The sequence below is a fragment of the Nocardia sp. NPDC019395 genome, assembly GCF_040632335.1.
In the GTDB taxonomy this organism is placed as follows: Bacteria; Actinomycetota; Actinomycetes; order Mycobacteriales; family Mycobacteriaceae; genus Nocardia.
Genome location: NZ_JBEYBT010000001.1, coordinates 157,013 through 179,321, shown reverse-complemented (window position 1 = coordinate 179,321; position 22,309 = coordinate 157,013). Strand labels below are relative to the sequence as shown.

The following is a 22,309-nucleotide window of genomic DNA, read 5'->3' as shown; positions in this document are numbered from 1 at the left end:
GCTTCGCTTCATCCGGCCAGCCCATCCCGAGTCAGTTCCAACCGCCGGGCGATTCCGATTCCGGCCAGGAAGTGCTGATCGTGACTCACCACCAGCAGCGCGCCCTCGAACGCCGCCACCGCCTGCGTGAGATGCCCCAGGCTGACGAGATCCAGATTGTTGGTGGGTTCGTCGAGGATCAGCAGTTTGGGCGCCGGCTCGGCGAGGAGCAGCATCGCCAGTGCCGCCCGCAGACGCTCGCCGCCGGATAGTGCCGCCGCGGGGATATCGGCGGCCGGGCCGCGGAACAGGAAGCGCGCGAGCTGCGCGCGGATACGCTCCGGGTCGGCATGCGGCGCACCTGCCGCGACATTGTCGAATACGCTGCGGCGCTCCTCGAAGATATCGAGCCGCTGCGGCAGCATCCGCCACGGCACGCGCGGCGGTTCGGCCGTGATCCGCCGCAGCAGGGTCGTTTTTCCCGCGCCGTTGCGCCCGGTGATCGCCAACCGCTCGGGCCCGTCGACGGCCAGTGAGACAACCGGGCCGTTGGCCAGTGTCACCGCTTCCAAGGAGACCACCTCCTGCCCCGGGTACACGCGGGTCTCCGGCAGGTCGACGCGGATCTCACGGTCGTCACGTAGCAACTCCTCGGCCTGTTCCAGCCGCTGCTTCGCATCCTGAACCTTCTCGATATGGCTGTTGCGCAGTTTGCCCGCCGAGACCTCGGCCTGCCGTTTACGCTGACCCATCACGATCTTCGGTTCGCGTTTGTTCTCGTACATCTTCTGTCCGTAGCGCCGCCGGCGGTCGAGTTTCGTCCGGGCTTCCACCAGCTCCCGGGACTGTTTGCGCATATCGCTGCGGGCATCGCGGATAGCGGACCGGGCCGCCTGCTGTTCCTGTTCGACGGTCCGTTCGTACTCGCTGTAGTTCCCGCCGAACAGCCGCAAGCGGCCACCCCGCAGTTCGGCGATGGTGCCCATCCGGTCCAGCAGTTCACGATCGTGGCTGACCACCAGCAGCGTCCCACCGAACTGCGTGACGACTTCGTAGAGCCGGGCTCGGGCCGCGGAATCGAGGTTGTTGGTGGGTTCGTCGAGCAGCAGTACCTCCGGTTCACCGAGCAGTTCGGCGACCAGGCCGAGCAAAATGGTCTCACCGCCGGACAGCGTCGCCAGCCGGCGGTCCAGCTGTTCGGCCGACCGGGCGATACGGCCCAGTCCGAGCCGGCCGAGCAGGGCCACGGCGCGCTCCTCGACATCCCACCGGTCCGCGACCAGTTCGAAATCGGCGTCGCTACCGGTCCCGGATTCGATGCGGTGCAGCGCGTTTCGCACGTCCGCGATGCCGAGCACCGCGTCGACCTGCTGTCCTACCGCGAGACCGAGGTCTTGCCGCAGATAGCCGAGCCGCCCGGAAACGGTGATCGAACCGCGCGCCGGACGCAGTTCGCGTGCCAGCAAGCGCAAGAGGGTGGATTTTCCGGTCCCATTGGACCCGACGATACCGATATGTCCCGGTCCGAGGACCGCATCGAGCCCGTCGAACACCGGAGTTCCATCCGGCCAGGAAAAACAGAGATCGGAAAGCGAAATATCGGCCACGGCTGCCCCTGAGGTATCGATACGAACGCGGCGCGCAGAACGCGGGCCGCACGAGCGACTACCTCATGAGAGCAACGGCAACTCCGATCCCCGGGAACAAGACCTCGACGAGGCTACACCAGCGCAGGTCGCGGTACCAGGATATTTCGCCCGAGATCACAGCGCGGATCGGTCAGACGGTGACGATCGAGGTCACCGGGTAATCGCCCTGGCGGCCGCGCCCGCCCAGGGCCTCGAGCTCCAGGACAACAGCCGCGGCCGCCACGTGCGCGCCGGCCGCGGCGAACAGATCCGCGGCCGCGGCCAGTGTGCCGCCGGTGGCCAGCACATCGTCGAGCAGCAGCACCCGGCGCCCCGCCAGCTCCACACCGGTGGCGGGCACCTCCAGCGCGGCCGTCCCGTATTCGAGGCTGTACTCCCGGGTGATCACCGGGGGCGGCAGTTTGCCGCGTTTGCGGACCGCGAGCACCCCCGTACCGAGGGTGGTGGCCACTCCGGCGCCGAGGAGGAAACCGCGGGCGTCCACCCCGGCGACCAGATCCACATCGGGAACGAGGGCGGCCAGACAGTCGACCACTGCCCGGAAACCCTCCGAATCGGCGAAAACCGGGGTGAGATCGGCGAACCGGATACCCGGCTCCGGGAAGTCGTCGGCCCAGCGGGTGTAGCGCCGGACAAACTCGGCGGCCTGACCACTGCGTTCGGCAACCACATCAGCGGGTTCGGCCGCCGCATGCTTGCTCATCGGAACACCTCCATCATCGCGCCGCGGTTCAACGCTGCAGCACCCACCGGTCCATATTCCAGCCGGAGCCGGCGCGGGTGGGCCCCGCGATGGCGTTCTGCAGACCGCCCGCGAACGCGATGGTGCGGGGCGTCGCGAACAGCGGGACACTCGGCAACTGTGCCCACAGCAGGTTCTCGGCCTCGGTGAGCAGATTCAGCTGATTCGTCGAATTGTCCTCGCCCGCGAGCTGGTCGGTGATGCCGTCGAAACGGCCGTTGCGGAACTGCCCGATATTCAGGCCGCTACCACTGCGCAGACCGCCGATCGCGGCGATACCGTCGAGCGAACCGGCCGGCCCCGGAGCTCCGCCCGGGCCGCCGAGCACGGCGTCCACCGCCCCCTCGCGCAGTCGGACCGGTGTGAAATCCGGTGTACCGGCGTCTTCAACGCTGATTCCGGCCGCCTTGCAGGAATCGGCGATCATCGAGATGGTCTGCGCGCGGCGGGCATCGGGGGCCAGATAACCGACCCGGACGACCATCCCATCCTTACCGGCATCGGCGAGGGCCGCCTTCGCACCCTCGACATCGCCGGCGGCGAAGGGGCCCGAAGCACCGGTCGCGGCGGGATAGAACGGTGAATCCTGCTGCAATGTCCGGGAATTCGAAGTCCCCACACCCACGCCGGCTTCCGGTGCGTCCGCGGACCGGCCGAGCTGGTCGTACAGCGCCTGCCGCGGGACGCACAGGGCGAACGCACGCCGCGCGGCAGCCGATTCGAACACCCCGCCGGTATTGAGTACCACTTGTTCGATACCGCGGCTCGGTACATTCTGGACGGAGAAAGCATCCAGATTCGTCTCGGGCAGCGACCCCGCCCCGATATCCACCACGGACGCCGAACCGTCCTCGATCCGGGCGGCCAGATCGGCCGGCTTGGGGTAGACCACGATCCGGCCGGTGGCGGGTGCCTGACCCCACCAGCGTTCGTTGGCCACCAGGACGAGTCCGTCCTCGAGTCCGAAGGATTCGATCCGGTAAGGCCCCGACGACGGGAACCGGGTGATATCCAGATCGCCGGGCGCCAGATCCCAGCCGGTGTTCCAGAAGTCCGCGAGCCGGTCCAGCGCGGCGCGGTCGTCGTTCTGGACCGCGGTGACGATATCGGGAACGTTCGCCGCCTGGGCCGCCACATGGGCGGGCATCAGCTCACCGGCGCCGAACAGCGTACGCCAGGGCAGATACCGGCGCCCGGGCCGGAACACCACGGTGCCGTCCTTGGACCCCGGCTGGCATTCGACCCGCTCGATATCCTCGTAGCCGGCCGTGCTCGCCGAATCGAACCGCGGGAACCGGCCGCTGCGGGCAGCCCAGGTGAACACCAGATCGTCGCACGAGGTGGGCACACCGTCGGAATAGGTGCCCTGGGGGTTGAGCCGATACTGGATCGTCTGCGCCTCACCCGGTACTTCCTTGGCGGTGCCGGTATCGCCGTCGGCGACCGGTTGACCGTCGGGTCCGGTGTAGAAGAACCCGGTCAGTACCCGGCCGAATACGGCCTGCGCCGAGGCCGCTCCGGCCGTCGTGCCGCCGTTGTAGCTGGCGACCGCGGTATCGACCGCGTACCCGATCGACGGAACCTGGTCCTCACCGGAACATCCCGCCACGAATCCGGCGGCAGCGGCGGTGGCCGCGAGCAGCGCGATCGTCCGGCGCAGATATGGCAGTCGCATCGAACCGTACCCCTCGTATGTCAGTGCCGCCTTTGTCGTTTACCGGTGGGGCGTGCGCCGGGCGCGGGCCCGGCGGCGCCTGTCCTGCGTGGAGCCTGCGTATCACGATCGGCACCGGGCTCACCCGGACGACGCCGGGGCGCCGGCCGGGGCCGCTCCGGAACCGGAGCCTGACCGGACCGCCGCGCCCGTACCTTCCTGGTGTGCGCGGCGACCGGACCCCAGCGTTCCTTGATCGAGACCAGCAGTGGGGTGGCGAAGAAAATCGACGAATAGGCGCCGACCACCGTGCCGACCAGCTGTACCAGCGCGAGATCCTGCAGAGTGCCCACACCGAGCATCCATACCGCGATCACGATCAGCCCGATAATAGGCAGCGCACCGATCAATGTGGTGTTGAACGACCGCATCAACGTCTGATTGATCGCCAAGTTGGCCTGTTCGCCATAGGTGCGCCGATAAGTATGCAGCACACCGCGCGTGTTCTCCTCGACCTTGTCGAAGACGACGACCGAATCGTAGAGCGAGAAACCCAGAATGGTGAGCATGCCGATCACCATCGCCGGCGTCACCTCGAACCCGACGAGCGAATAGACACCCGCGGTCACCAGCATGTCGAAGACCAGTGCCGCCAGCGCGGCTATGGCCATATCGCGTTCGTAGCGGAACCCGATGTAGACGCTCACGATCACCAGGAACACCAACAAGGCGATGATCGCCTGACGGGTGATCTGTCCGCCCCAGGTCTCGCTGACATCGGAGGCACTGATCGCGTTGCGGCTCGGCGTGCCACTCGCGTCGGTCGGCTGGAACTTGTCGAACAACTCGGACTGCAGCGAGCCGAGTTCTTCGGCGTTCAGCGTTTCCGAACGGATCAGGATGGTCGCGCTGTCGCCGGTGCCGACGGTCTGCACCGATTCGGGATCCGAACCGATCACATCGGAGTACACCTGCTCCACCTGTTCGGTGGTCGCCCCCGCGGCCGGCATCTGGATCCGGGATCCGCCGACGAAATCGATACCGAAGGTGAAACCGCGCACCACCATACTGAGCAGGCAGATCAGCACGATTGCCGTGGTGATCATGTACCAGCGGCGGCGATTACCGATCACATCGAGAACGCCGGTACCGGTGTACAGGCGGTTCATCCAGCTGTGCTCGGCGCCGGAACGCCGCGTCGAGGCGTCTTTGTCCATCGTCACGGGACTGTTCATCGTCACGCCTTCCCGACCGCGGCTTCGGCCGCCTTGCGTTCACGGGCGAGTTGCTGCATCGCGCCGAGCCCGTTCACCGAGGGCTTGGCCCAGAAGCTGGACCGAGAGGCCAGCTGTACCAGCGGCGCCGTCACCAGGAACACCACCACGACATCGAGAATGGTGGTCAGTCCGAGGGTGAAGGCGAACCCGCGCACCTGCCCGACGGCCAGCACGTAGAGCACTGCCGCCGCGATGAAACTGACGGCGTTACCGGACAGAATGGTCTTCCGGGCTCGCTGCCAGCCGCGCGGTACCGCGGACCGGAAACTTCGTCCCTCGCGTATCTCGTCCTTGATGCGTTCGAAGAACACCACGAACGAGTCCGCGGTCATACCGATACCGATGATCAGACCCGCGATACCCGCCAGGTCCAGGGTGAACCCGATCCACCGGCCGAGCAGCACCATGATCCCGTAGACCGCGATACCGGACCCGATCAGCGACAGCGCCGTGAGGAAGCCCAGCATCCGGTAGTAGATCAGGCAGTACAGCAGCACCACGGCCAGACCGACCGCGCCGGCGAGCAGACCCGCTTTCAGTGAAGTCAGGCCCAGTGTCGCGGATACGGTCTCGGCTTCCGAGGTCTGGAACGACAGCGGCAGCGAACCGTACTTCAGCGTATTCGCCAGGTCCTGAGCGCTGGAGGCGGTGAAATTACCCGAGATCTGAGTGCGGCCGCCCAGCTGCGGACCCTGCTGCACCACCGGGGCGCTGACAACTTCCGAGTCGAGGACGAACGCGACCCGCTGCTGCACGTATTCACCGGTCAGTGCCGACCAGGCATCGGTGCCGCCGCCCTTGAACTCGAGATTGATCTCGTGCCGCGACTGCTCGGGGTTGAACCCGGAGCTCGCGTTGGCGATCTCCTGCCCGTCGATCCGGCTCTTGTCCAGCAGGAAGACCTCGGTGCCGTCGGTGGAGCAGGTGACCAGCGGCAGATTCGGATCGTCGTTACCGGCCAGCGGATCGGGCGCGGAGCAGTCCATCGCGGACATGGCGAGTTTCTGCATGGTCGGATCGGTGCTCTGCCGGATGGCCTTGGCCGCTTCGATCTCCTTTTGGGTCTGCTCCTGCGGGCTCAGCGATTCGTCCGTCGGCGCCGGTTCGCCCGGAGCGGGTTCGCCGGGAGCCGGTGCCGGGGTGGTCTCGCCCGGTGCCGGCGGCTCGGGCAGCGGGGTGCCGGGCGCCTGCGCCGGCTGGACGTCGAGTTCATCGGCGGAGACCGGCGCGGTGGCAGGAGCATCCGGGGCCTGCTGCTCCGGCGCGGCAGCCGGAGCTTCCGGCGCCTGTTCCGGCGCGACAGCGGGAGCCTGCTGCTCCGGCGCCGGCGGCGCACCGTCACCGGCCGGCGGGGTTCCTTCGGCCGGGGCGGGCTCCGCCGGCATCCCGGGAGCGGACGGTACGGCCGGTTGCCCGGGGGCCGGAGCCTGCTGGCTGCCGGGAGCGGGAGTCGCCTGAAGGACCGGGCGGATGTAGAGCTTCGCAGTCGTCGCCAGTGTGCGCGCCTGCTGGCTGTCGTCGCCCGGAACCGTGATCACCAGGTTGTCCCCGTCGATCACCACCTCGGAGCCGGAGACGCCGAGCCCGTTCACACGGTTCTCGATGATTTCCTGCGCCTTGGTGAGACTGTCCTGGTTCGGCCGGTTACCGTCCGGTGTCCGGGCGGTCAGGGTGACCCGGGTACCGCCCTGCAGGTCGATGCCGAGTTTGGGTGTCGGTGATTTGTCACCGGTGAAGAACACCAGCGCATAGATCGCTGCCACCAGCACGCCGAAAAGGGCGAGCCAGCGGTATTGATGCGCCGATCCCTGGGACGGAGGCACAGGTCGTCATCTCCTAGGCGGAAGTTCTGGGTGGAACGGCCACGGCACACGCCGACGCCACCGGTCGCCCGGGATATCCGGTCCGGTGGCCGGGCCGTGAATTCAGTCTTTGGTCAGCCGGGTTTCGGTCTGCGCCGGGGTCTCCTCCGCGGCGGGCGTGGCCGGCGAGTCGGTGGACTCTTCCGCCACGGCGTCGTCGCCGGTGGTGTCGTCGTCGGCGAGCTCGTCGTCGGCGCGTACATCCCGGATCGCCTGACGCAACCAGGTGGTCACAACGTCCTCGGCGATCTCCAGATCGATGGTGGTGTCGTCGACCTCGACCACGGTGCCGAACAGGCCCGAGGTGGTGGTGACTTTGTCACCGACCTTCACGCTGTCCTGCATCTGGCTGACCTTGTCGGCCTCTTTTTTCTGGCGGCGCATACCGAGGAACATCGGCACGAGCAGGGCAACCAGTATGAGCGGAAACAGGAAATCCATGGTCGAAGTCAGTTCCTGATCTGGTGAGGAGAGGGGCAGGTACGCACACAGTCTGCCAGTTCATTCGTCCGGCGCCACACCCGCACGCCCGAAACGGGGGTGTCCGGCCGCCGTGAACCGGCCCGGACAGTGGTCCGGCGACCGCCATAATCGGGTCATGACGCCCGACGATGTTCATCGGATCACCTTCACCCGAGCGCCGTGGGGCCGTCGTGGTTATCGCGAAGACGATGTCGACGACCTCCTCGACCACATCGCCGCGGCCCTGGCCGGGCGGGCCACCCTCACCATGGATCAGTTGCGGGGCGGGTTCCGGGCGGGCGGCAGCCGGCTGAATCGTGGTTATCACCCCGACCAGGTCGATGCTTTCCTGGAACGGGTCCGCGCCGAGTTCGGATTCTGACCGCCTCATTCGAACAGGTCGAGGGTGGGCTGGGGTTCCCGGCCGCGGACCTCGAAAGTGCCGAACGAGAGGTCCGGTGGAGGTGTAAGACCGAGATGGGTCCAGGCGGCCGCGGTGGCGACCCGCCCGCGCGGAGTTCGCGCCACCATTCCGGCCCGCACCAGGAACGGTTCGCAAACTTCCTCCACGGTCGCGGCCTCTTCGCCGACGGCGACCGCGAGGGTGGAGACACCGACCGGTCCGCCGCCGAATCCGCGAACCAGCGCGCCGAGCACCGCGCGATCCAGCCGGTCCAAACCCAGCGAATCGACGTCGTAGACCTCGAGGGCGGCGCGGGCGACCCGGAGGGTTATCCGGCCGTCGGCCCGGACCTCGGCATAATCACGGACCCGGCGTAGCAGGCGGTTGGCGATACGTGGTGTTCCGCGGGACCGGCCGGCGATCTCGGCGGCCGCGTCGGCGTCGATATCCACATCGAGGATCTGCGCGGACCGTTGGACGATGAGCAGCAGCTCGGCCGGTTCGTAGAAATCCATATGCCCGGTGAACCCGAACCGGTCGCGCAGCGGACCGGTCAGCGCACCCGATCGTGTGGTCGCCCCGACCAGGGTGAACGGGGCGATATCGAGCGGTATGGAGGTCGCCCCGGGCCCCTTGCCGACCACGACGTCGACCCGGAAATCCTCCATCGCCAGATACAGCATCTCCTCGGCCGGCCGGGCCATCCGATGGATCTCGTCGATGAACAGCACATCGCCTGCGACCAGATTGCTGAGCATGGCGGCCAGATCACCGGACCGTTCCAGGGCCGGGCCGGAGGTTATCCGCAGCGCGGTGCCGAGTTCGCCGGCGATGATCATCGCCAGGCTGGTCTTGCCCAGGCCGGGCGGCCCGGACAGCAGAATATGGTCCGGGGTGCCGCCGCGCGCCAGGGCACCGCGCAAGACGAGGCCGAGTTGCTCCCGTACCCGCGGCTGGCCGATGAATCCGTCCAGCGAGGTGGGGCGCAGGCCGGACTCGATATCGCCGTCCGAGGCCAGGTAACCGGCGCTGACGGGGGATTGCTCCTGATCCGGGGAGTCGTCGTAATCCATGACCGGCCTAACGGTTCTTGCTGTGTTCGATGGGCATAAGCGAGGGCCCTCCGTGGTTACACTTCGCTGCCGCCTCCGGGCCTGACTCGCTCATGCCAGCCTTCCGAGCGCGGCGCGCAACGCGGTGGAATTATCGGCACCGGGCTGCTCGGTCAATACCGCGTCCACCGTCGGTTCGGCCTGTTTGAGCGGGAAGCCGAGGCCGGTGAGGGCCTCCACCACCTGGTCGCGGACCGGGGTGCGCACGGCGGCCACCGGGGCGCCCGGGGCGCCGGCGGGGACCGGCACGAGATTCACCTTGTCCCGTAACTCCACGACCATCCGTTCGGCTCCCCGTTTACCGATACCCGGCACCCGGGTGAGTGCCGCGATATCACCGGCGGCCAGCGCTTTACGCAGCGATTCGGGTTCCAGCACCGCGAGCACCGCCATCGCCAGCCGGGGACCTACTCCGGATACCGTCTGCAGCAGGCCGAACAGATCGCGGGCCTCGGTATCGGCGAACCCGAACAGGGTCATCGAATCCTCGCGCACGATCAGCGCGGTGTAGAGGCGGGCCTGTTCGCCGCGGGTGAGACCGGCCAGCGTGGCAGGTGTGGCGTTGAGTTGGTAGCCGACCCCGGCCGCTTCGAGAACCACATGGTCGAGGGCGAGTTCGACAACCTCGCCGCGTAGGGACGCGATCACCCGCGCACCGCCTTCCGCTGCTGTGCCAGTCGTTCGGTGTACTGCCGGCGGGCTCGCTCGGCCGCTGCCTCAGCTTCGGCCATCCGCGCGATCAGCGGCGCCCGCCAGCAGTGGCAGATGGCGAGCGCCAGCGCGTCGGCGGCGTCCGCCGGTTTCGGTGGCGACGCGAGCCCGAGGATCCGGGTGACCATAGCGGTCACCTGTTTCTTGTCCGCGCCACCGTTGCCGGTGACGGCGGCCTTCACCTCACTGGGAGTATGGAACATCACCGGGATATCGCGCCGGGCGGCCGCGAGAGCGATGACTCCCCCGGCCTGCGCGGTACCCATGGCGGTCCGCACATTGTGCTGGGCGAAAACCCGTTCGATCGCCACCACTTCGGGCCGGTGGGCGCCCATCCACTCCTCGGCGGCATCCGCGATCCGCACCAGCCGCTGAGCCAGATCCATATCGGGCGGGGTTCGCACCACATCGACCGCGACGGCGCGGACGCTACGTCCCGCTCCCCCGTCGACCATGCTCAGCCCGCACCGGGTGAGCCCGGGATCGACGCCCATCACCCGCACCCGCACAACCTTTCCCAGAACGAACAGTTGTTCGAAGTCTAGTGCAGGCCGCTGTTTCCCGGCACCAATGACACGGGCCGCGGTACCGGCGCGGTTACTGCCTCAACCGGTCGGCGAAGATGTCGTACGCGGTGGCGTCGTACAGCACGAACCGCACTTCCTCGACCACGGTCGAGTGTTCCCGGACAGTATCGACGGCGATGCGGGCGGCGTCGTCCATGGGCCAGCGGTAGGCACCCGTGGAAATCGCCGGGAAGGCGACGGTGCGGGCACCGAGCTCGTCGGCGACCCGCAGGGATTCGCGGTAGCACGACGCCAGCAGGGGTGCGAGCTGCGCTGCGCGGTCACCACGCGCCGACCACACCGGGCCGACGGTATGGATGACCCAGCGGGCCGGTAGCTCGCCGGCGGTGGTGGCGACGGCCCCACCGGTGGGCAGCCCCCGGGGATACTCGGTGTCCCGCAGCCGCCGGCATTCCGCCAGGATCGCGGGGCCGCCGCGGCGGTGAATGGCGCCGTCCACCCCGCCACCGCCGAGCAGCTCGGAGTTCGCGGCATTCACCACCGCGTCGACCTCTTGTTCGGTGATATCTCCGCGGACGACAGTCACAGCCACCATGCCGTCATTGTGCAACCGCGACCCGATCCGTCCCGGGTGGCACACGCTCGCTCACCCGATCGAGACCTTGATGCGACCGGACAGCTGAGCCCTAGTCCTCGTCCAGTTCGGCGAGTACCTCGTCGGAGAGATCGACATTGGTGTACACGTTCTGGACGTCGTCGCTGTCCTCCAGCGCGTCGACCAGCTTGAACACCTTGCGGGCACCCTCGACATCGACCGCGACACTCACCGACGGCTGGAAGCCGGATTCGGCGGAGTCGTAGTCGATACCGGCCGCCTGCAGGGCCGACCGCACCGCGACCAGATCACCGGGTTCGCTGATGACCTCGAACGATTCACCGAGATCGCTGACCTCTTCGGCTCCCGCGTCGAGCACCGCCAGCAGTACATCGTCTTCGGAGAGGCCGTTCTTCTCCAGCGTGACGATGCCCTTGCGATGGAACAGGTAGGCCACCGAACCCGGATCGGCCATATTCCCGCCGTTGCGGGTCATCGCGACCCGGACCTCACCCGCCGCCCGGTTGCGGTTGTCGGTGAGACATTCGATCAGAACGGCGACACCGTTGGGGCCGTAACCCTCGTACATGATCGTCTGCCAGTCGGCGCCGCCGGCTTCCTCGCCCCCGCCGCGTTTACGTGCCCGCTCGATATTGTCGTTGGGGACCGAGGATTTCTTCGCCTTCTGGATGGCGTCGAACAGGGTCGGGTTACCTTCCGGATCGCCACCACCGGTCCGGGCCGCCACCTCGATGTTCTTGATCAGCTTGGCGAACAGCTTGCCACGCTTCGCATCGATCGCCGCCTTTTTGTGCTTGGTGGTGGCCCATTTGGAGTGGCCGCTCATTCCCTACTTCCTTCAGGTCGATGGCAGGTCTGCTGGTCCACGCTACCGGCTGGTCGAGCGGACAATTCCGCCACCCTACTCGCACAGTGGATCCGCGAGCAGTTCAGCGGTCGCGGACCAGATCGACGAACATGCGATGCACGCGATGATCACCGGTGACCTCGGGATGGAACGAGGTCGCCACGACATCGCCCTGGCGTACCGCCACGATCCGGCCCGCGGCCGGCCCGCTGGGCACCCGGGCCAGCACCTCGACCCCATCGCCGGCCCGTTCCACCCACGGCGCGCGGATGAACACCGCGCGCATCGGCCCGCCGGCCACGCCGGCGAATTCCAGATCGGTCTCGAACGAATCCACCTGGCGCCCGAAGGCGTTGCGGCGCACGGTCATATCGATACCGGACAGGTGCCGGGCATCGGGACGGGTATCCAGTACCTCGTCGGCCAGCAGGATCATCCCGGCACACGACCCGAAGGCAGGCATCCCCTCACGCAGGCGTTTACGCAGCGGCTCGAGCAGTTCGAACACCTCCAGCAGTTTGCTGATCGTGGTCGATTCGCCACCGGGCAGCACCAGCGCGTCCACCGCGGCGAGTTCGGCCGGCCGGCGCACCAGGACCGGGTCGGCGCCGAGGCCGTTCAGCACGGCCACATGCTCGCGGACATCGCCCTGCAGGGCCAGTACACCGATGGTGGGCCGGCCGCCGGGGACGGCGATATCGCTATCGGGCCCGGTGGCCGCCACATCCTGGGAAACCGCGGATTTGTTCACGCGTGCGAGCTTACGAGCCGGTCCGGTGTGCGCGTGGTCACGCCGGACCGCTACGTCTCACCTCACGTGATCAGCGCCCGATCAGTTCCGCAGGGTACGGATCAGCCCCTCCTGCACCACCGCGGCGACCAGCCGGCCCTGGCGATCGAAGATCTTCCCGCCGGTGAGCGCACGGCCGAACCCGGCCGAGGGCGACGACTGGTCGTACAGCAGCCAGTCATCGGTGCGAAACGGGCGCAGGAACCACATCGCGTGGTCCAGCGAGGCATTCTGCGTGGGCTCGTCGGGGTGGGTGACCTTCGACGAACCGAGCAGCGTCATATCGCTCATATAGGCGAGCGTGCACACATGGAACAGCGGATCGTCGGGCAGCGGATGCCGGTAGCGGAACCACACCTGCTGCGGGGACACCACACCGGGCCGCTGGGTCACCTGTTCCGGTGGAACCGGGCGGATATCCCAGTGCTCCCATTCGCGCATCGCCCACAACCGCTCCGGATCCATGGAGGTCTTGGCGTCGGGCAGATCGTCGGGCGGCGCCACATCGGCCATCTCGTCCTGATGTGAAGGACCGTCGTCGCCGATATGGAACGAGGCGGACATGGTGAATATCGCGTCCCCGTCCTGCACGCCGGTGACCCGGCGGGTGCAGAAGGAACGGCCGTCCCGGATCCGGTCCACCATGTAGACCGTCGGCGCTTCCGGGTTCCCGGGTCGCAGGAAGTATCCGTGCAGGGAATGCACCTGGTATCGCGGCTCCACCGTGCGCACCGCCGCGACCAGCGCCTGCCCCGCCACCTGCCCACCGAACGTGCGCGGGAGCTGGGTCTTGGTGGACGCACCGCGGAAGATATCGCGTTCGAGGCGTTCGATCTCCAGTGCCTCTTCGATAGTCGCCATTCGCTGAGATTATCCCGAACAGTCCGATTTGCCATTGTCCACCGGCGGGTAATCCCCGTCACCGGACCGGGTACCGGACCTGCTGTGATGAACCGGTGCCGCGCTACACACCGATCACCCCGGACCTGCTCGCCGACACCGTGGCTCGCCGGTTGCTCGACTCCGGTGATCGGCAACTGGCTGCCGTCGACGGTGCGGATGCGGCGCACCCACTCGAATTCGCTCGGCTGGCCGCCGACCGTGTCCGCACCGGCGGACGCCCGGCCGAGCTGGTCTCGTTACACGATTTCGTCCGGCCCGCCTCGCTACGGATGGAATTCGGCCGTGACGAATCCGCCTATCGCACCGGCTGGTTCGACTTCGCGGCGCTACGCCGGGAAGTCCTCGATCCGCTCCGAGAGCAGGGCCGGTGGCTACCCGCGCTCTGGGACGAGGCCGCCGACCGGTCCGCCCGCGCCCGCACCCGGCGGGCGGATCCCGGCACGGTCCTGTTCGTCGCGGGTCCGATGCTGCTGGGCCGCGGCCTGCCCTTCGACCTGACCGTCCGGCTCGATCTGAGCGCATCCGCGCTGGCGCGTCGCACACCCGCGGCGGATGCGTGGACCGTGCCCGCGCTACTGGCCCACGACCGCGACCGGACAGAACAACCGGATTTCTTCCTGCGCTGGGATCACCCGGAACGGCCCGCGCTGCGAACCGGCATCTGAGCCGATCGCCGGCGGCCGGTCCCCCATCAGCCGTCGTGAACGCCGGCCGGCGAATCAGGCAGCGATCACCAGCCGCGTTCGGCGAGCCGGTGCGGCTGGGCAATGTCCTCGACGTTGATACCGACCATCGCCTCCCCCAGACCGCGCGACACCTTCGCCAGCACATCGGGGTCGTCGTAGAAGGTGGTGGCCTTCACGATCGCGCTCGCCCGCTGCTCGGGATTACCGGACTTGAAAATCCCCGAGCCCACGAAAACACCCTCGGCACCGAGCTGCATCATCATCGCCGCATCGGCCGGGGTAGCGATACCACCCGCGGTGAACAGCACAACCGGCAGCTTTCCGGTCTCGGCGATCTCCTTGACGAGTTCGTAGGGCGCCTGCAGTTCCTTGGCGGCGACGAACAGCTCATCGGCGGGCAACGAGGTCAACCGGGTGATCTCCTGCCGGATCTTCCGCATATGCGTCGTGGCATTGGAAACATCACCGGTACCGGCCTCACCCTTGGACCGGATCATCGCCGCACCCTCGGTGATCCGGCGCAACGCCTCACCCAGATTGGTGGCACCACAGACAAAAGGCACGGTGAAACGCCACTTATCGATGTGATTGGCGTAATCCGCGGGAGTCAGCACCTCGGATTCGTCGATGTAATCGACACCCAGGCTCTGCAACACCTGGGCCTCCACGAAATGCCCGATCCGCGCCTTCGCCATCACCGGAATCGAAACAGCCTCGATGATCCCGTCGATCATGTCCGGATCACTCATCCGCGACACGCCCCCCTGCGCGCGAATATCGGCCGGCACCCGCTCGAGCGCCATCACCGCGACAGCACCGGCATCCTCAGCGATCTTGGCCTGCTCCGGAGTGACCACATCCATGATCACCCCACCCTTGAGCATCTCGGCCATACCGCGCTTCACGCGGGCGGTACCGGCCTCGCGGGTCACTTCGGTGGTCTGGGTGGTCTCGGGCGTGGTCACGGCAGCTCCTGTGTCCGGTGCGGCGGAAATAGTCGATGAACACCACGATTCTAGGTGGACGGCAAAACCGGCTTCATATCCAGTCGGAGCCCACTGGACTGATCACCACCTGGCGTTATGCGCTCGCCCCACCCCGACTGGACCGGGAAAAAAACACCGCCGGGCCGGTGCGACACCGGCCCGGCGGGGCTTGGAATTCCGACTCAGACCGGGTTGATCACCAACAGCTTCGCCCAATACTCGGCGGCGCTGGGCCCGAGAATCGGCAGCAGGTAATCGAACAAGATATAAGACACGTATTCACCTCCACACACCGAATCGACACATCCACGGTGTGCCAAACCGTGTGCGACCTTAACATGCCAGTGAAGCCGGTCACAGCAGGCGAAGGCCACAAGCCCCGGCCCACGCCCCAGCTACCGAATCGACCGGACCTCAGGGTCGTTCTCCCCATCCGCCGCCCGCGCCGCTTCCCCCAGAAGTTCGTCCAGCTGATACGGGTAGACCGTCTCCCCTGCCGCATCCAGCGCACGGATATCGTCCGGCCCGCACCAGCGGTTGCCCGTGATCGAGCGCTGTTCCAGGTACGTCAGGTCGGCCGGTTCGGGCTCGAATTCGGGGACCCGCAGCGCGAAGAAGAGTTCCTCCGAGCGGATCAGGTCGCCGTTGAACGGGAACATCGCCACCCGCCGCCAGATCGGGCCGCGGAGTGCGGCCGGGTCGGCGGTAAGGCCCGTTTCCTCGTAGAGTTCGCGGACCGCCGCCGCACGCAGGCTTTCGCCCGGTTCGACACCCCCGCCGACCGTGAACCAGAACGACACCTCCGGGAGCATCGGGTCGTGGCCCCGGATCAGCAGGATCCGGTCTTGTTCGTCCAGGATCGCGATGCGGGCCGAGACCCGGGTCGTGTCGACGTCCAGCCCGGTCACCGCGGCGGGGGTCGCCCGTTCCGCGATCTCGAAATAGGTGGGCATGGGCGCCGTACCGCCCAGCCGGAGCCAGCGCACCGGGCGGCGCGTGCGCAGAGCCAGCGTGTCGCGGACCGCGTCGTTGTGGAATCGGCGGGCGATCAGCACCCGGGCTTCGGCGTCGGCGAGTTCGGCCACCTGCTGGGTTGGCAGGCGCGCGATATCGACGGCCGACAGGGTGGCGGCCAGCTGGTTCTCCACCGTTTCCCGGTCGTCGCGGCCGGTGCGTTCGGCTCGGTCGGCGAGAACAGTGAGGCGGCGCGTCAGCTCGCCCGGAAGCGGTTCGGAGCCGGGTGGGCCGGGCCGCCCCAGTGAGACCGCGACCGCCCGGGCGACCACCGCGCGGCGGGCCAGCGCCGCATCGAGCGCGTGCCAGGCGAGGTCGGTACGGACATGCAGCCGGTCCAGCCGATTCGCCGTGGAGTACGCCCACACACCCAGTGCCACCACGAGCGCGGCGACCAGGGCGAGAACAAGGACGGTGGTCGCGGAGAACGTGATCATCCGGCCACCCGGACCCGCAGCTCGCCGACCGCCACGGTTTCGTATACCCGCAGGATCTGTTCGGCCACCACCGGCCAGTCGTAGGACCCGACCACCCGTGTCGCGGTCCGCACCAGATCCGCTCGGCGATCGTCATCGGTGAGCAAACCGTCCAGCGCGTCGGCCAGAGCCTCCGAATCGCCGGTCGGGATCAGGACACCGGCCGCTCCGTCGCGTAGTACGCGCCGGAACGCGTCCAGTTCACTGGCGACGACGGCGGTCCCGGCGGCCATCGCCTCGATCAGGATGATGCCGAAACTTTCCCCGCCGAGGTTCGGCGCGACGTAGACGTCGGCGCTGCGCATCGCCGATGCTTTCTCGGTATCCGAGACCTGGCCGAGGAACCGCAGATGCCGGGCCAGCGGTCCGGCTTCCCGGCGCAACCGGTCCTCGTCGCCGCGGCCGACGATCAGCACCTCCACGTCGGGGTGGCGGGCGACCAGGGAGGGGAGCGCACCCAGGAGCACCTGCATACCTTTGCGGGGTTCGTCGTAACGGCCCAGGAACAGGACCGTCCCGCCGCGTCTCGGATAGCCGGGTAGCAGCGGTGCGCGGCTGAACGCCTGCACATCGACACCGTTGGGGATCTCCACCGCGTCCGAGCCCAGCGCTTCGACCTGCCAGCGCCGGGCCAGCTCCGATACCGCGATACGACCGCTGATCTTCTCGTGATAGGGCCGCAGCACACCCTGGAATGTGGACAGGACCAGGGATTTCGTGGTGGAGGTGTGGAAGGTGGCAACAATCGGCCCTTCGGCGATCTTCAACGCCAGCATGGACAGGCTCGGGGCATTGGGTTCGTGGATGTGCAGGACATCGAAATCGTTGCCCTCGATCCATTTCCGGATCCGGGTGTAGGCCGTCGGGCCGAAGGACAGCCGGGCCACCGAACCGTTGTACGGGATCGCGACGGCGCGTCCGGCCGAGACCACGAAATCGGGAAGCTCGGTACCGTCCGACGCGGGCGCCAGCACGCTCACCCGGTGGCCGCGTTCCCGGAATACCTGCGCCAGTTCCACCACATGCGCCTGTACGCCACCCGGTACGTCGAACGAGTAGGGACAGACCATCCCGATTTTCATACGGCGCGGTCTCCACCGGCATCGATCGACTGTGCACCGCGCCGGGACTGTTCGGCGGCGATCCGGTCCAGCCGGGCTTCGGACAGATCCGTTTCCCACAGTGGCTGCAACATATGCCAATCGGCGGGGTGCTCGGCGATACCGGCAGCGAAACTATCGGCCAGGGCCTGGGTCGCGGCGGCCACTCCGCCGGACACGTCCAGTGGTACCCGGACGTCCACCCGCCAGCCCTCGCGGCCGGTGTCGTCGACGGTGAACCAGACGTGCACCGGTAAGAGCGCGGCACCGGTTTCGATGGCGAGTTTCGCCGCACCCGCCGGCATCCAGGTGCGTTCGCCGAAGAAAGTCACCGGGATTCCGCGACCGGTCAGGTCCCGCTCCCCCATCAGACAGACGATTTTGTTCTCCCGCAGTCGTTCGGCCAGCACGGTGAGCGGTGGCTGTTCGCCGCCGGTCAGCGGGAACACCTCGAAACCGAGGCTTTCCCGGTAGGCCACGAACCGTTCGAACAGCGATTCCGGTTTCAGCCGTTCGGCGACGGTGGTGAACGTTCCGTAGTTCTGCACCAGCCAGGTCCCGGCCATATCCCAGTTCCCCGAATGCGGCAGGACGAAGACGATTCCGCGGCCCCGGTCCAGTGCGGCGTCGACGTGCTCGAGCCCCCGTACATCGATACGCCCGGAATCCGACAGCTCGCGATGATCCATGGCCGGCAGCCGGAACGCTTCCCGCCAGTAGCGCGCATAGGACCGCATACTCGCCCGGATCAGATCGTCGGGCACCGCTTCGGGCGATGTTCCGATCACGCGGGCCAGGTTGCGCCGCAACTGCGCCGGGCCGCCCTTGCGGGCCGCGAGATCGGCGCCGCGATCGAACAACCCCCGTGCCACCGAATCCGGTAGCGCCCGCACCAGCCGCCAGCCCGCGGCATAACCGCGGTCGCTCACCGCGGCCCGCCACCCGCTCATGACGGCTGCTCCGTTCCCGAATGCGGTGTCCCGAGGATCTCGCGCGCACCGGGCGAGTTCCGCACCGCCAGTACCCGCTGGGCGACGGTCACGATACTGAGCACCGCCAGAATCCACATCGCCACATGGACTGCCCAGGTGAGCCACTCGATTCCCCAGTACCCACCGAGACCGGTGAGCCCGGTGCCGACGAGCGCGATCACCAACCGGTCCGGACGCTCGATGATCCCGCCGTCGGCGGACAGCCCGCTGGCCTCGGCACGGGCCTTCGCGTACGAGATGACCTGCGAGGTCACCAGGACCACCAGCGTGACGACGAACAGGGGTTTGCTCTGCTCGTGATACACCGCCCACCAGGCCAGTCCGCCGAAGATCGCGCCGTCGGCGACCCGATCGCAGGTGGCGTCGAGAACGGCACCGTAGCGGGTACCGCCACCCCGCGCCCGGGCCATCGCCCCGTCGAGCATGTCGAACATGACGAACAGCCAGATCACCATGGTCCCCCAGAACAGATGCCCACTGGGGAACAGCGTGACGGCGGCGGCGATCGAGGCGGCGGTTCCGATCAGAGTGACGGCGTCCGGGGTGAGCCCGGTACCGACAAGCGCTCTACCGAGCGGCGCGGTGGCCTTGGCGAAGGTCGCCCGGCCGAAGATGCTCAGCACCTACGCCCCCAGCTCCTGCTCATCTATGCCTCCTCCCAGGCCGACGCCAGCAGGGCCCGTGTTTCCCGCAGCAACTGTGGCATGACCTTCGCGCCGCCGATCACGGTGATGAAATTCGCGTCCCCACCCCAGCGCGGGACGATGTGCTGGTGCAGGTGGTCGGCCAGTGATCCGCCCGCGACTCCGCCCAGGTTGAGCCCCACATTGAAGCCGTGCGGCCGCGATACCTTCTTCATCGTCCGGATGGCGCGCTGGGTGAACTCCATCAGTTCGGCGGACTCCGCGGCGGTGAGGTCCTCCAGGTTCGCGACCCGCCGATAGGGCACCACCATCATGTGCCCGGGGTTGTACGGGTACAGGTTCAGCACCGCGTACACCTGCTCGCCGCGAGCGACCACCAGGCCGTCCTCATCGGACATCGTGGGGATATCGGTGAACGGATGGCCGGTCGTGCTCTTGGGCGCCGAGGTGGCGGCTTCCGCGATATAGGACATCCGGTACGGCGTCCACAACCGCTGCAACCGATCCGGTTCGCCCGCACCACGGTCCACGATCTCGCCGGCCGCCGCGGCCGTACCGGTTTCGTCCGACCCGGTCAGACCGTCCGGCACCGTGCGCTCACTCATATTCCATACCCTTTCCCCACCCGGGCGGACCCGGTATCACTCCGGCGCACCGCCCGCGCCGTCCACCAGGGGCCGCACCGATTCCACAGTGGGAGAGGTGTTGTCCCGGCGGCGAACCCAGTCCACGACCACCTTTACCGCATCGGCCACCGGCACCCCGTTGACCTGTGTGCCGTCGCGGAAGCGGAAACTCACCGCACCCGCTTCCGCATCCCGCGCACCGGCCAGCAGCATGAACGGCACCTTCTGCGCGGTCTGGTTGAAGATCTTCTTCTGCATCCGGTCGTCACTGCGGTCCACCTCGGCGCGGACGCCGGCGGCCCGAAGCTGGGATATCACGCCGTCGAGGTGCTCGACGAAGGTTTCGGCGACCGGGATACCGACCACCTGCACCGGCGCCAGCCAGGCCGGGAACGCGCCCGCGTAATGCTCGGTGAGCACCCCGAAGAAGCGTTCGATCGACCCGAACAGCGCCCGGTGGATCATCACCGGCTGTTTCTTGGTGCCGTCGGAGGCGGTGTACTCCAGGTCGAACAGGCCCGGTTCGAAGAAGTCCAGCTGAATGGTCGACATCTGCCAGTTGCGGCCCAGCGCATCCCGGGTCTGCACGGAGATCTTGGGACCGTAGAACGCGGCACCACCCGGATCCGGCACGAGTTCCAGGCCGGAGGCCTCCCCCACCTGACGCAGAGTCTCGGTCGCTTCGTCCCACAGATCGTCGGAGCCGACGTACTTCTCCGGGTCCTTGGTCGACAGTTCCAGGTAGAAATCTTCCAGGCCGTAGGCCTTCAGCAGGTCGAGCACGAACCGCAGGGTGCCGGTCAGTTCCTCGACCACCTGCTCCTGGGTGCAGTAGATATGCGCGTCGTCCTGGGTGAAACCGCGGGCGCGGGTCAGGCCGTGCACCACACCGGACTTCTCGTAGCGGTATACCGAACCGAATTCGAACAGGCGCAGCGGCAGTTCCCGATACGACCGGCCACGCGACCGGTAGATCAGGTTGTGCATCGGGCAGTTCATCGGCTTGAGGTAGTAGTCCTGCCCGGGCTTGCGCACGGTGCCGTCATCGTTGAGTTCGGCATCCAGGTGCATGGGCGGATACATACCGTCGGCGTACCACTCCAGGTGCTTGGAGGTCTCGAACAGGTGCGCCTTGGTGATATGCGGAGTGGTGACGAACTCGTAGCCCGCCTCCACATGCTGCTGGCGCGAGTAATCCTCCATCTCCTTGCGGATGATGCCGCCCTTGGGGTGGAACACCGGCAGCCCCGACCCCAGTTCGTCCGGGAACGAGAACAGATCGAGTTCCAGACCCAGTTTGCGGTGGTCGCGCTTCTCCGCCTCCGCGAGCAGGTGCAGGTATTCGTCCTGCGCCTCGGTCGATTCCCAAGCGGTGCCGTAGATCCGCTGCAGACCCTCGCGATTCTGGTCACCGCGCCAGTACGCGGCGGAACTGCGGGTGAGTTTGAAAGCCGGGATGAACTTGGTGGTGGGAATATGCGGACCCCGGCACAGGTCGCCCCACACTTTTTCGCCGGTGCGCGGATCGAGGTTGTCGTAGATGGTCAGCTCGTTACCGCCGACCTCCATGATCTCCGGATCGTCGATCCCGGATTTGTCCCCGATCAACTCGAGTTTGAACGGCTCCTTGGCCAGTTCGACCCGCGCCTGATCCACCTCGACGACCCGGCGCGAGAACCGCTGCGCACCCTTCACGATCTTCTTCATCCGGCTCTCCAGCTTGGCCAGATCCTCGGGAGTGAACGGCCGGTCGACCCGGAAGTCGTAATAGAAGCCGTCCTTGATCGGCGGGCCGATCCCCAGCACCGCCTCCGGGAACTCCTGCTGTACGGCCTGGGCCAGCACATGTGCCGCCGAATGCCGGATCACACTGCGGCCGTCCGCGGTGTTCGCGGCGACCGGGACGACCTCGGTATCGAGGTCGGGGGTCCAGGAGAGGTCTTTCAGATCGCCCGCGGCGTCCCGGACGACGACGACGGTATCCGGGCCTTTGGTCGGCAGGCCCGCCTCCCGTACCGCGGCGCCCGCCGTAGTCCCGGCAGGCACCCGGACGGGGGTGGCTGGGCTGCGGGGGGCTGTGGTGGTCACGGCGGCGCTCTCCTCGGGTTTCGCGGCCGGCTTTCGCTCCGGCTCGCTGCGGCTTCGGGCGGCCTGCTGCACTCCGGCACGCCCCGGTTCGGTGACGGCTCGGGCCGTCGGTCGGTCACCGGGCAGAGCCCGGCCGCGACCATGCTATCGGGACACACCCGGA

22 protein-coding genes are annotated in these 22,309 nt (G+C 67.5%); 2 read left to right on the top strand and 20 right to left on the bottom strand.

What is annotated here, in order from left to right; translation table 11 throughout:
* Positions 1-8: 8 nt before the first annotated feature.
* From ABZ827_RS00860 to yajC, 6 genes are all read right to left on the bottom strand, one after another.
* Positions 9-1,586, bottom strand: a complete 1,578-nt coding sequence (locus ABZ827_RS00860) for an ATP-binding cassette domain-containing protein (protein ID WP_357230848.1) — start codon at positions 1,584-1,586, stop codon at positions 9-11.
* Between the two features lie 172 nt (positions 1,587-1,758).
* Positions 1,759-2,331 carry an adenine phosphoribosyltransferase gene (locus ABZ827_RS00855; protein ID WP_357230844.1) on the bottom strand — a complete coding sequence of 191 codons (573 nt, stop codon included), beginning with the start codon at positions 2,329-2,331 and terminating at the stop codon, positions 1,759-1,761.
* A 28-nt stretch (positions 2,332-2,359) separates the two neighbouring features.
* Entirely contained in the window at positions 2,360-4,045 is a 1,686-nt protein-coding gene (locus tag ABZ827_RS00850) for an ABC transporter substrate-binding protein (RefSeq protein WP_357230841.1), read from the bottom strand.
* Positions 4,046-4,065: 20 nt separating this feature from the next.
* Positions 4,066-5,259 carry a protein translocase subunit SecF gene (gene secF / locus ABZ827_RS00845; RefSeq protein WP_357230838.1) on the bottom strand — a complete coding sequence of 398 codons (1,194 nt, stop codon included), beginning with the start codon at positions 5,257-5,259 and terminating at the stop codon, positions 4,066-4,068.
* 2 nt (positions 5,260-5,261) lie between these two features.
* Positions 5,262-7,124, bottom strand: a complete 1,863-nt coding sequence (gene secD / locus ABZ827_RS00840; protein WP_357230835.1) for a protein translocase subunit SecD — start codon at positions 7,122-7,124, stop codon at positions 5,262-5,264.
* A 102-nt stretch (positions 7,125-7,226) separates the two neighbouring features.
* Positions 7,227-7,604, bottom strand: a complete 378-nt coding sequence (yajC, locus tag ABZ827_RS00835; RefSeq protein ID WP_357230832.1) for a preprotein translocase subunit YajC — start codon at positions 7,602-7,604, stop codon at positions 7,227-7,229.
* Positions 7,605-7,761: 157 nt separating this feature from the next.
* On the opposite strand from yajC, the gene ABZ827_RS00830 reads away from it, so the two are divergent.
* Positions 7,762-8,007: a DivIVA domain-containing protein gene (locus ABZ827_RS00830; RefSeq protein WP_357230829.1), complete on the top strand. Its 246-nt coding sequence runs from the start codon at positions 7,762-7,764 to the stop codon at positions 8,005-8,007.
* Positions 8,008-8,012: 5 nt separating this feature from the next.
* Here ABZ827_RS00830 and ruvB read toward each other — a convergent pair whose 3' ends face one another.
* The 7 genes from ruvB to ABZ827_RS00795 all read right to left on the bottom strand — a co-directional run bounded on the left by ruvB (position 8,013) and on the right by ABZ827_RS00795 (position 13,492).
* Positions 8,013-9,101, bottom strand: a complete 1,089-nt coding sequence (gene ruvB / locus ABZ827_RS00825) for a Holliday junction branch migration DNA helicase RuvB (protein ID WP_357230826.1) — start codon at positions 9,099-9,101, stop codon at positions 8,013-8,015.
* 90 nt (positions 9,102-9,191) lie between these two features.
* A complete protein-coding gene (ruvA, locus tag ABZ827_RS00820; RefSeq protein ID WP_357230823.1) occupies positions 9,192-9,788 on the bottom strand; it encodes a Holliday junction branch migration protein RuvA in 597 nt (198 codons plus the stop codon).
* A complete protein-coding gene (gene ruvC, locus ABZ827_RS00815; RefSeq protein ID WP_357230820.1) occupies positions 9,785-10,354 on the bottom strand; it encodes a crossover junction endodeoxyribonuclease RuvC in 570 nt (189 codons plus the stop codon). The genes ruvA and ruvC overlap by 4 nt, the downstream gene beginning before the upstream one ends.
* Positions 10,355-10,448: 94 nt before the next feature.
* Positions 10,449-10,973, bottom strand: coding sequence for an O-acetyl-ADP-ribose deacetylase (locus tag ABZ827_RS00810; protein WP_357230817.1), 525 nt, complete (start codon positions 10,971-10,973; stop codon positions 10,449-10,451).
* 91 nt (positions 10,974-11,064) lie between these two features.
* Positions 11,065-11,820, bottom strand: coding sequence for a YebC/PmpR family DNA-binding transcriptional regulator (locus tag ABZ827_RS00805; protein ID WP_357230815.1), 756 nt, complete (start codon positions 11,818-11,820; stop codon positions 11,065-11,067).
* A 103-nt stretch (positions 11,821-11,923) separates the two neighbouring features.
* Complete coding sequence (gene pdxT / locus ABZ827_RS00800) at positions 11,924-12,538, bottom strand: pyridoxal 5'-phosphate synthase glutaminase subunit PdxT (RefSeq protein WP_357234340.1); 615 nt, start codon at positions 12,536-12,538, stop codon at positions 11,924-11,926.
* Between the two features lie 135 nt (positions 12,539-12,673).
* Positions 12,674-13,492: an acyl-CoA thioesterase II gene (locus ABZ827_RS00795; protein ID WP_357230812.1), complete on the bottom strand. Its 819-nt coding sequence runs from the start codon at positions 13,490-13,492 to the stop codon at positions 12,674-12,676.
* Positions 13,493-13,587: 95 nt separating this feature from the next.
* Here ABZ827_RS00795 and ABZ827_RS00790 point away from each other — a divergent pair, with 95 nt between their 5' ends.
* The gene (locus tag ABZ827_RS00790) at positions 13,588-14,199 is read left to right on the top strand and encodes a hypothetical protein (RefSeq protein WP_357230809.1); all 612 of its coding nucleotides are present in this window, start codon (positions 13,588-13,590) and stop codon (positions 14,197-14,199) included.
* A gap of 65 nt (positions 14,200-14,264) precedes the next feature.
* Here ABZ827_RS00790 and pdxS read toward each other — a convergent pair whose 3' ends face one another.
* The 7 genes from pdxS to thrS form a co-directional block, all read right to left on the bottom strand.
* Positions 14,265-15,185: a pyridoxal 5'-phosphate synthase lyase subunit PdxS gene (pdxS, locus tag ABZ827_RS00785; RefSeq protein WP_357230806.1), complete on the bottom strand. Its 921-nt coding sequence runs from the start codon at positions 15,183-15,185 to the stop codon at positions 14,265-14,267.
* 416 nt (positions 15,186-15,601) lie between these two features.
* Complete coding sequence (locus ABZ827_RS00780; protein WP_357234337.1) at positions 15,602-16,654, bottom strand: NUDIX domain-containing protein; 1,053 nt, start codon at positions 16,652-16,654, stop codon at positions 15,602-15,604.
* Positions 16,654-17,778, bottom strand: a complete 1,125-nt coding sequence (locus ABZ827_RS00775; RefSeq protein ID WP_357230803.1) for a glycosyltransferase family 4 protein — start codon at positions 17,776-17,778, stop codon at positions 16,654-16,656. The genes ABZ827_RS00780 and ABZ827_RS00775 overlap by 1 nt, the downstream gene beginning before the upstream one ends.
* Complete coding sequence (locus tag ABZ827_RS00770) at positions 17,775-18,746, bottom strand: phosphatidylinositol mannoside acyltransferase (protein ID WP_357230801.1); 972 nt, start codon at positions 18,744-18,746, stop codon at positions 17,775-17,777. Before ABZ827_RS00770 ends, ABZ827_RS00775 begins: the two co-directional genes overlap by 4 nt.
* Complete coding sequence (gene pgsA, locus ABZ827_RS00765) at positions 18,743-19,411, bottom strand: phosphatidylinositol phosphate synthase (RefSeq protein WP_357230798.1); 669 nt, start codon at positions 19,409-19,411, stop codon at positions 18,743-18,745. The genes ABZ827_RS00770 and pgsA overlap by 4 nt, the downstream gene beginning before the upstream one ends.
* A 23-nt stretch (positions 19,412-19,434) precedes the next feature.
* On the bottom strand, positions 19,435-20,037 hold the full coding sequence (locus ABZ827_RS00760; RefSeq protein WP_357230795.1) for an HIT domain-containing protein: 603 nt from the start codon (positions 20,035-20,037) through the stop codon (positions 19,435-19,437).
* A 36-nt stretch (positions 20,038-20,073) separates the two neighbouring features.
* Positions 20,074-22,146: a threonine--tRNA ligase gene (gene thrS / locus ABZ827_RS00755; protein ID WP_357230792.1), complete on the bottom strand. Its 2,073-nt coding sequence runs from the start codon at positions 22,144-22,146 to the stop codon at positions 20,074-20,076.
* Between the last annotated feature and the right edge of the window lie 163 nt (positions 22,147-22,309).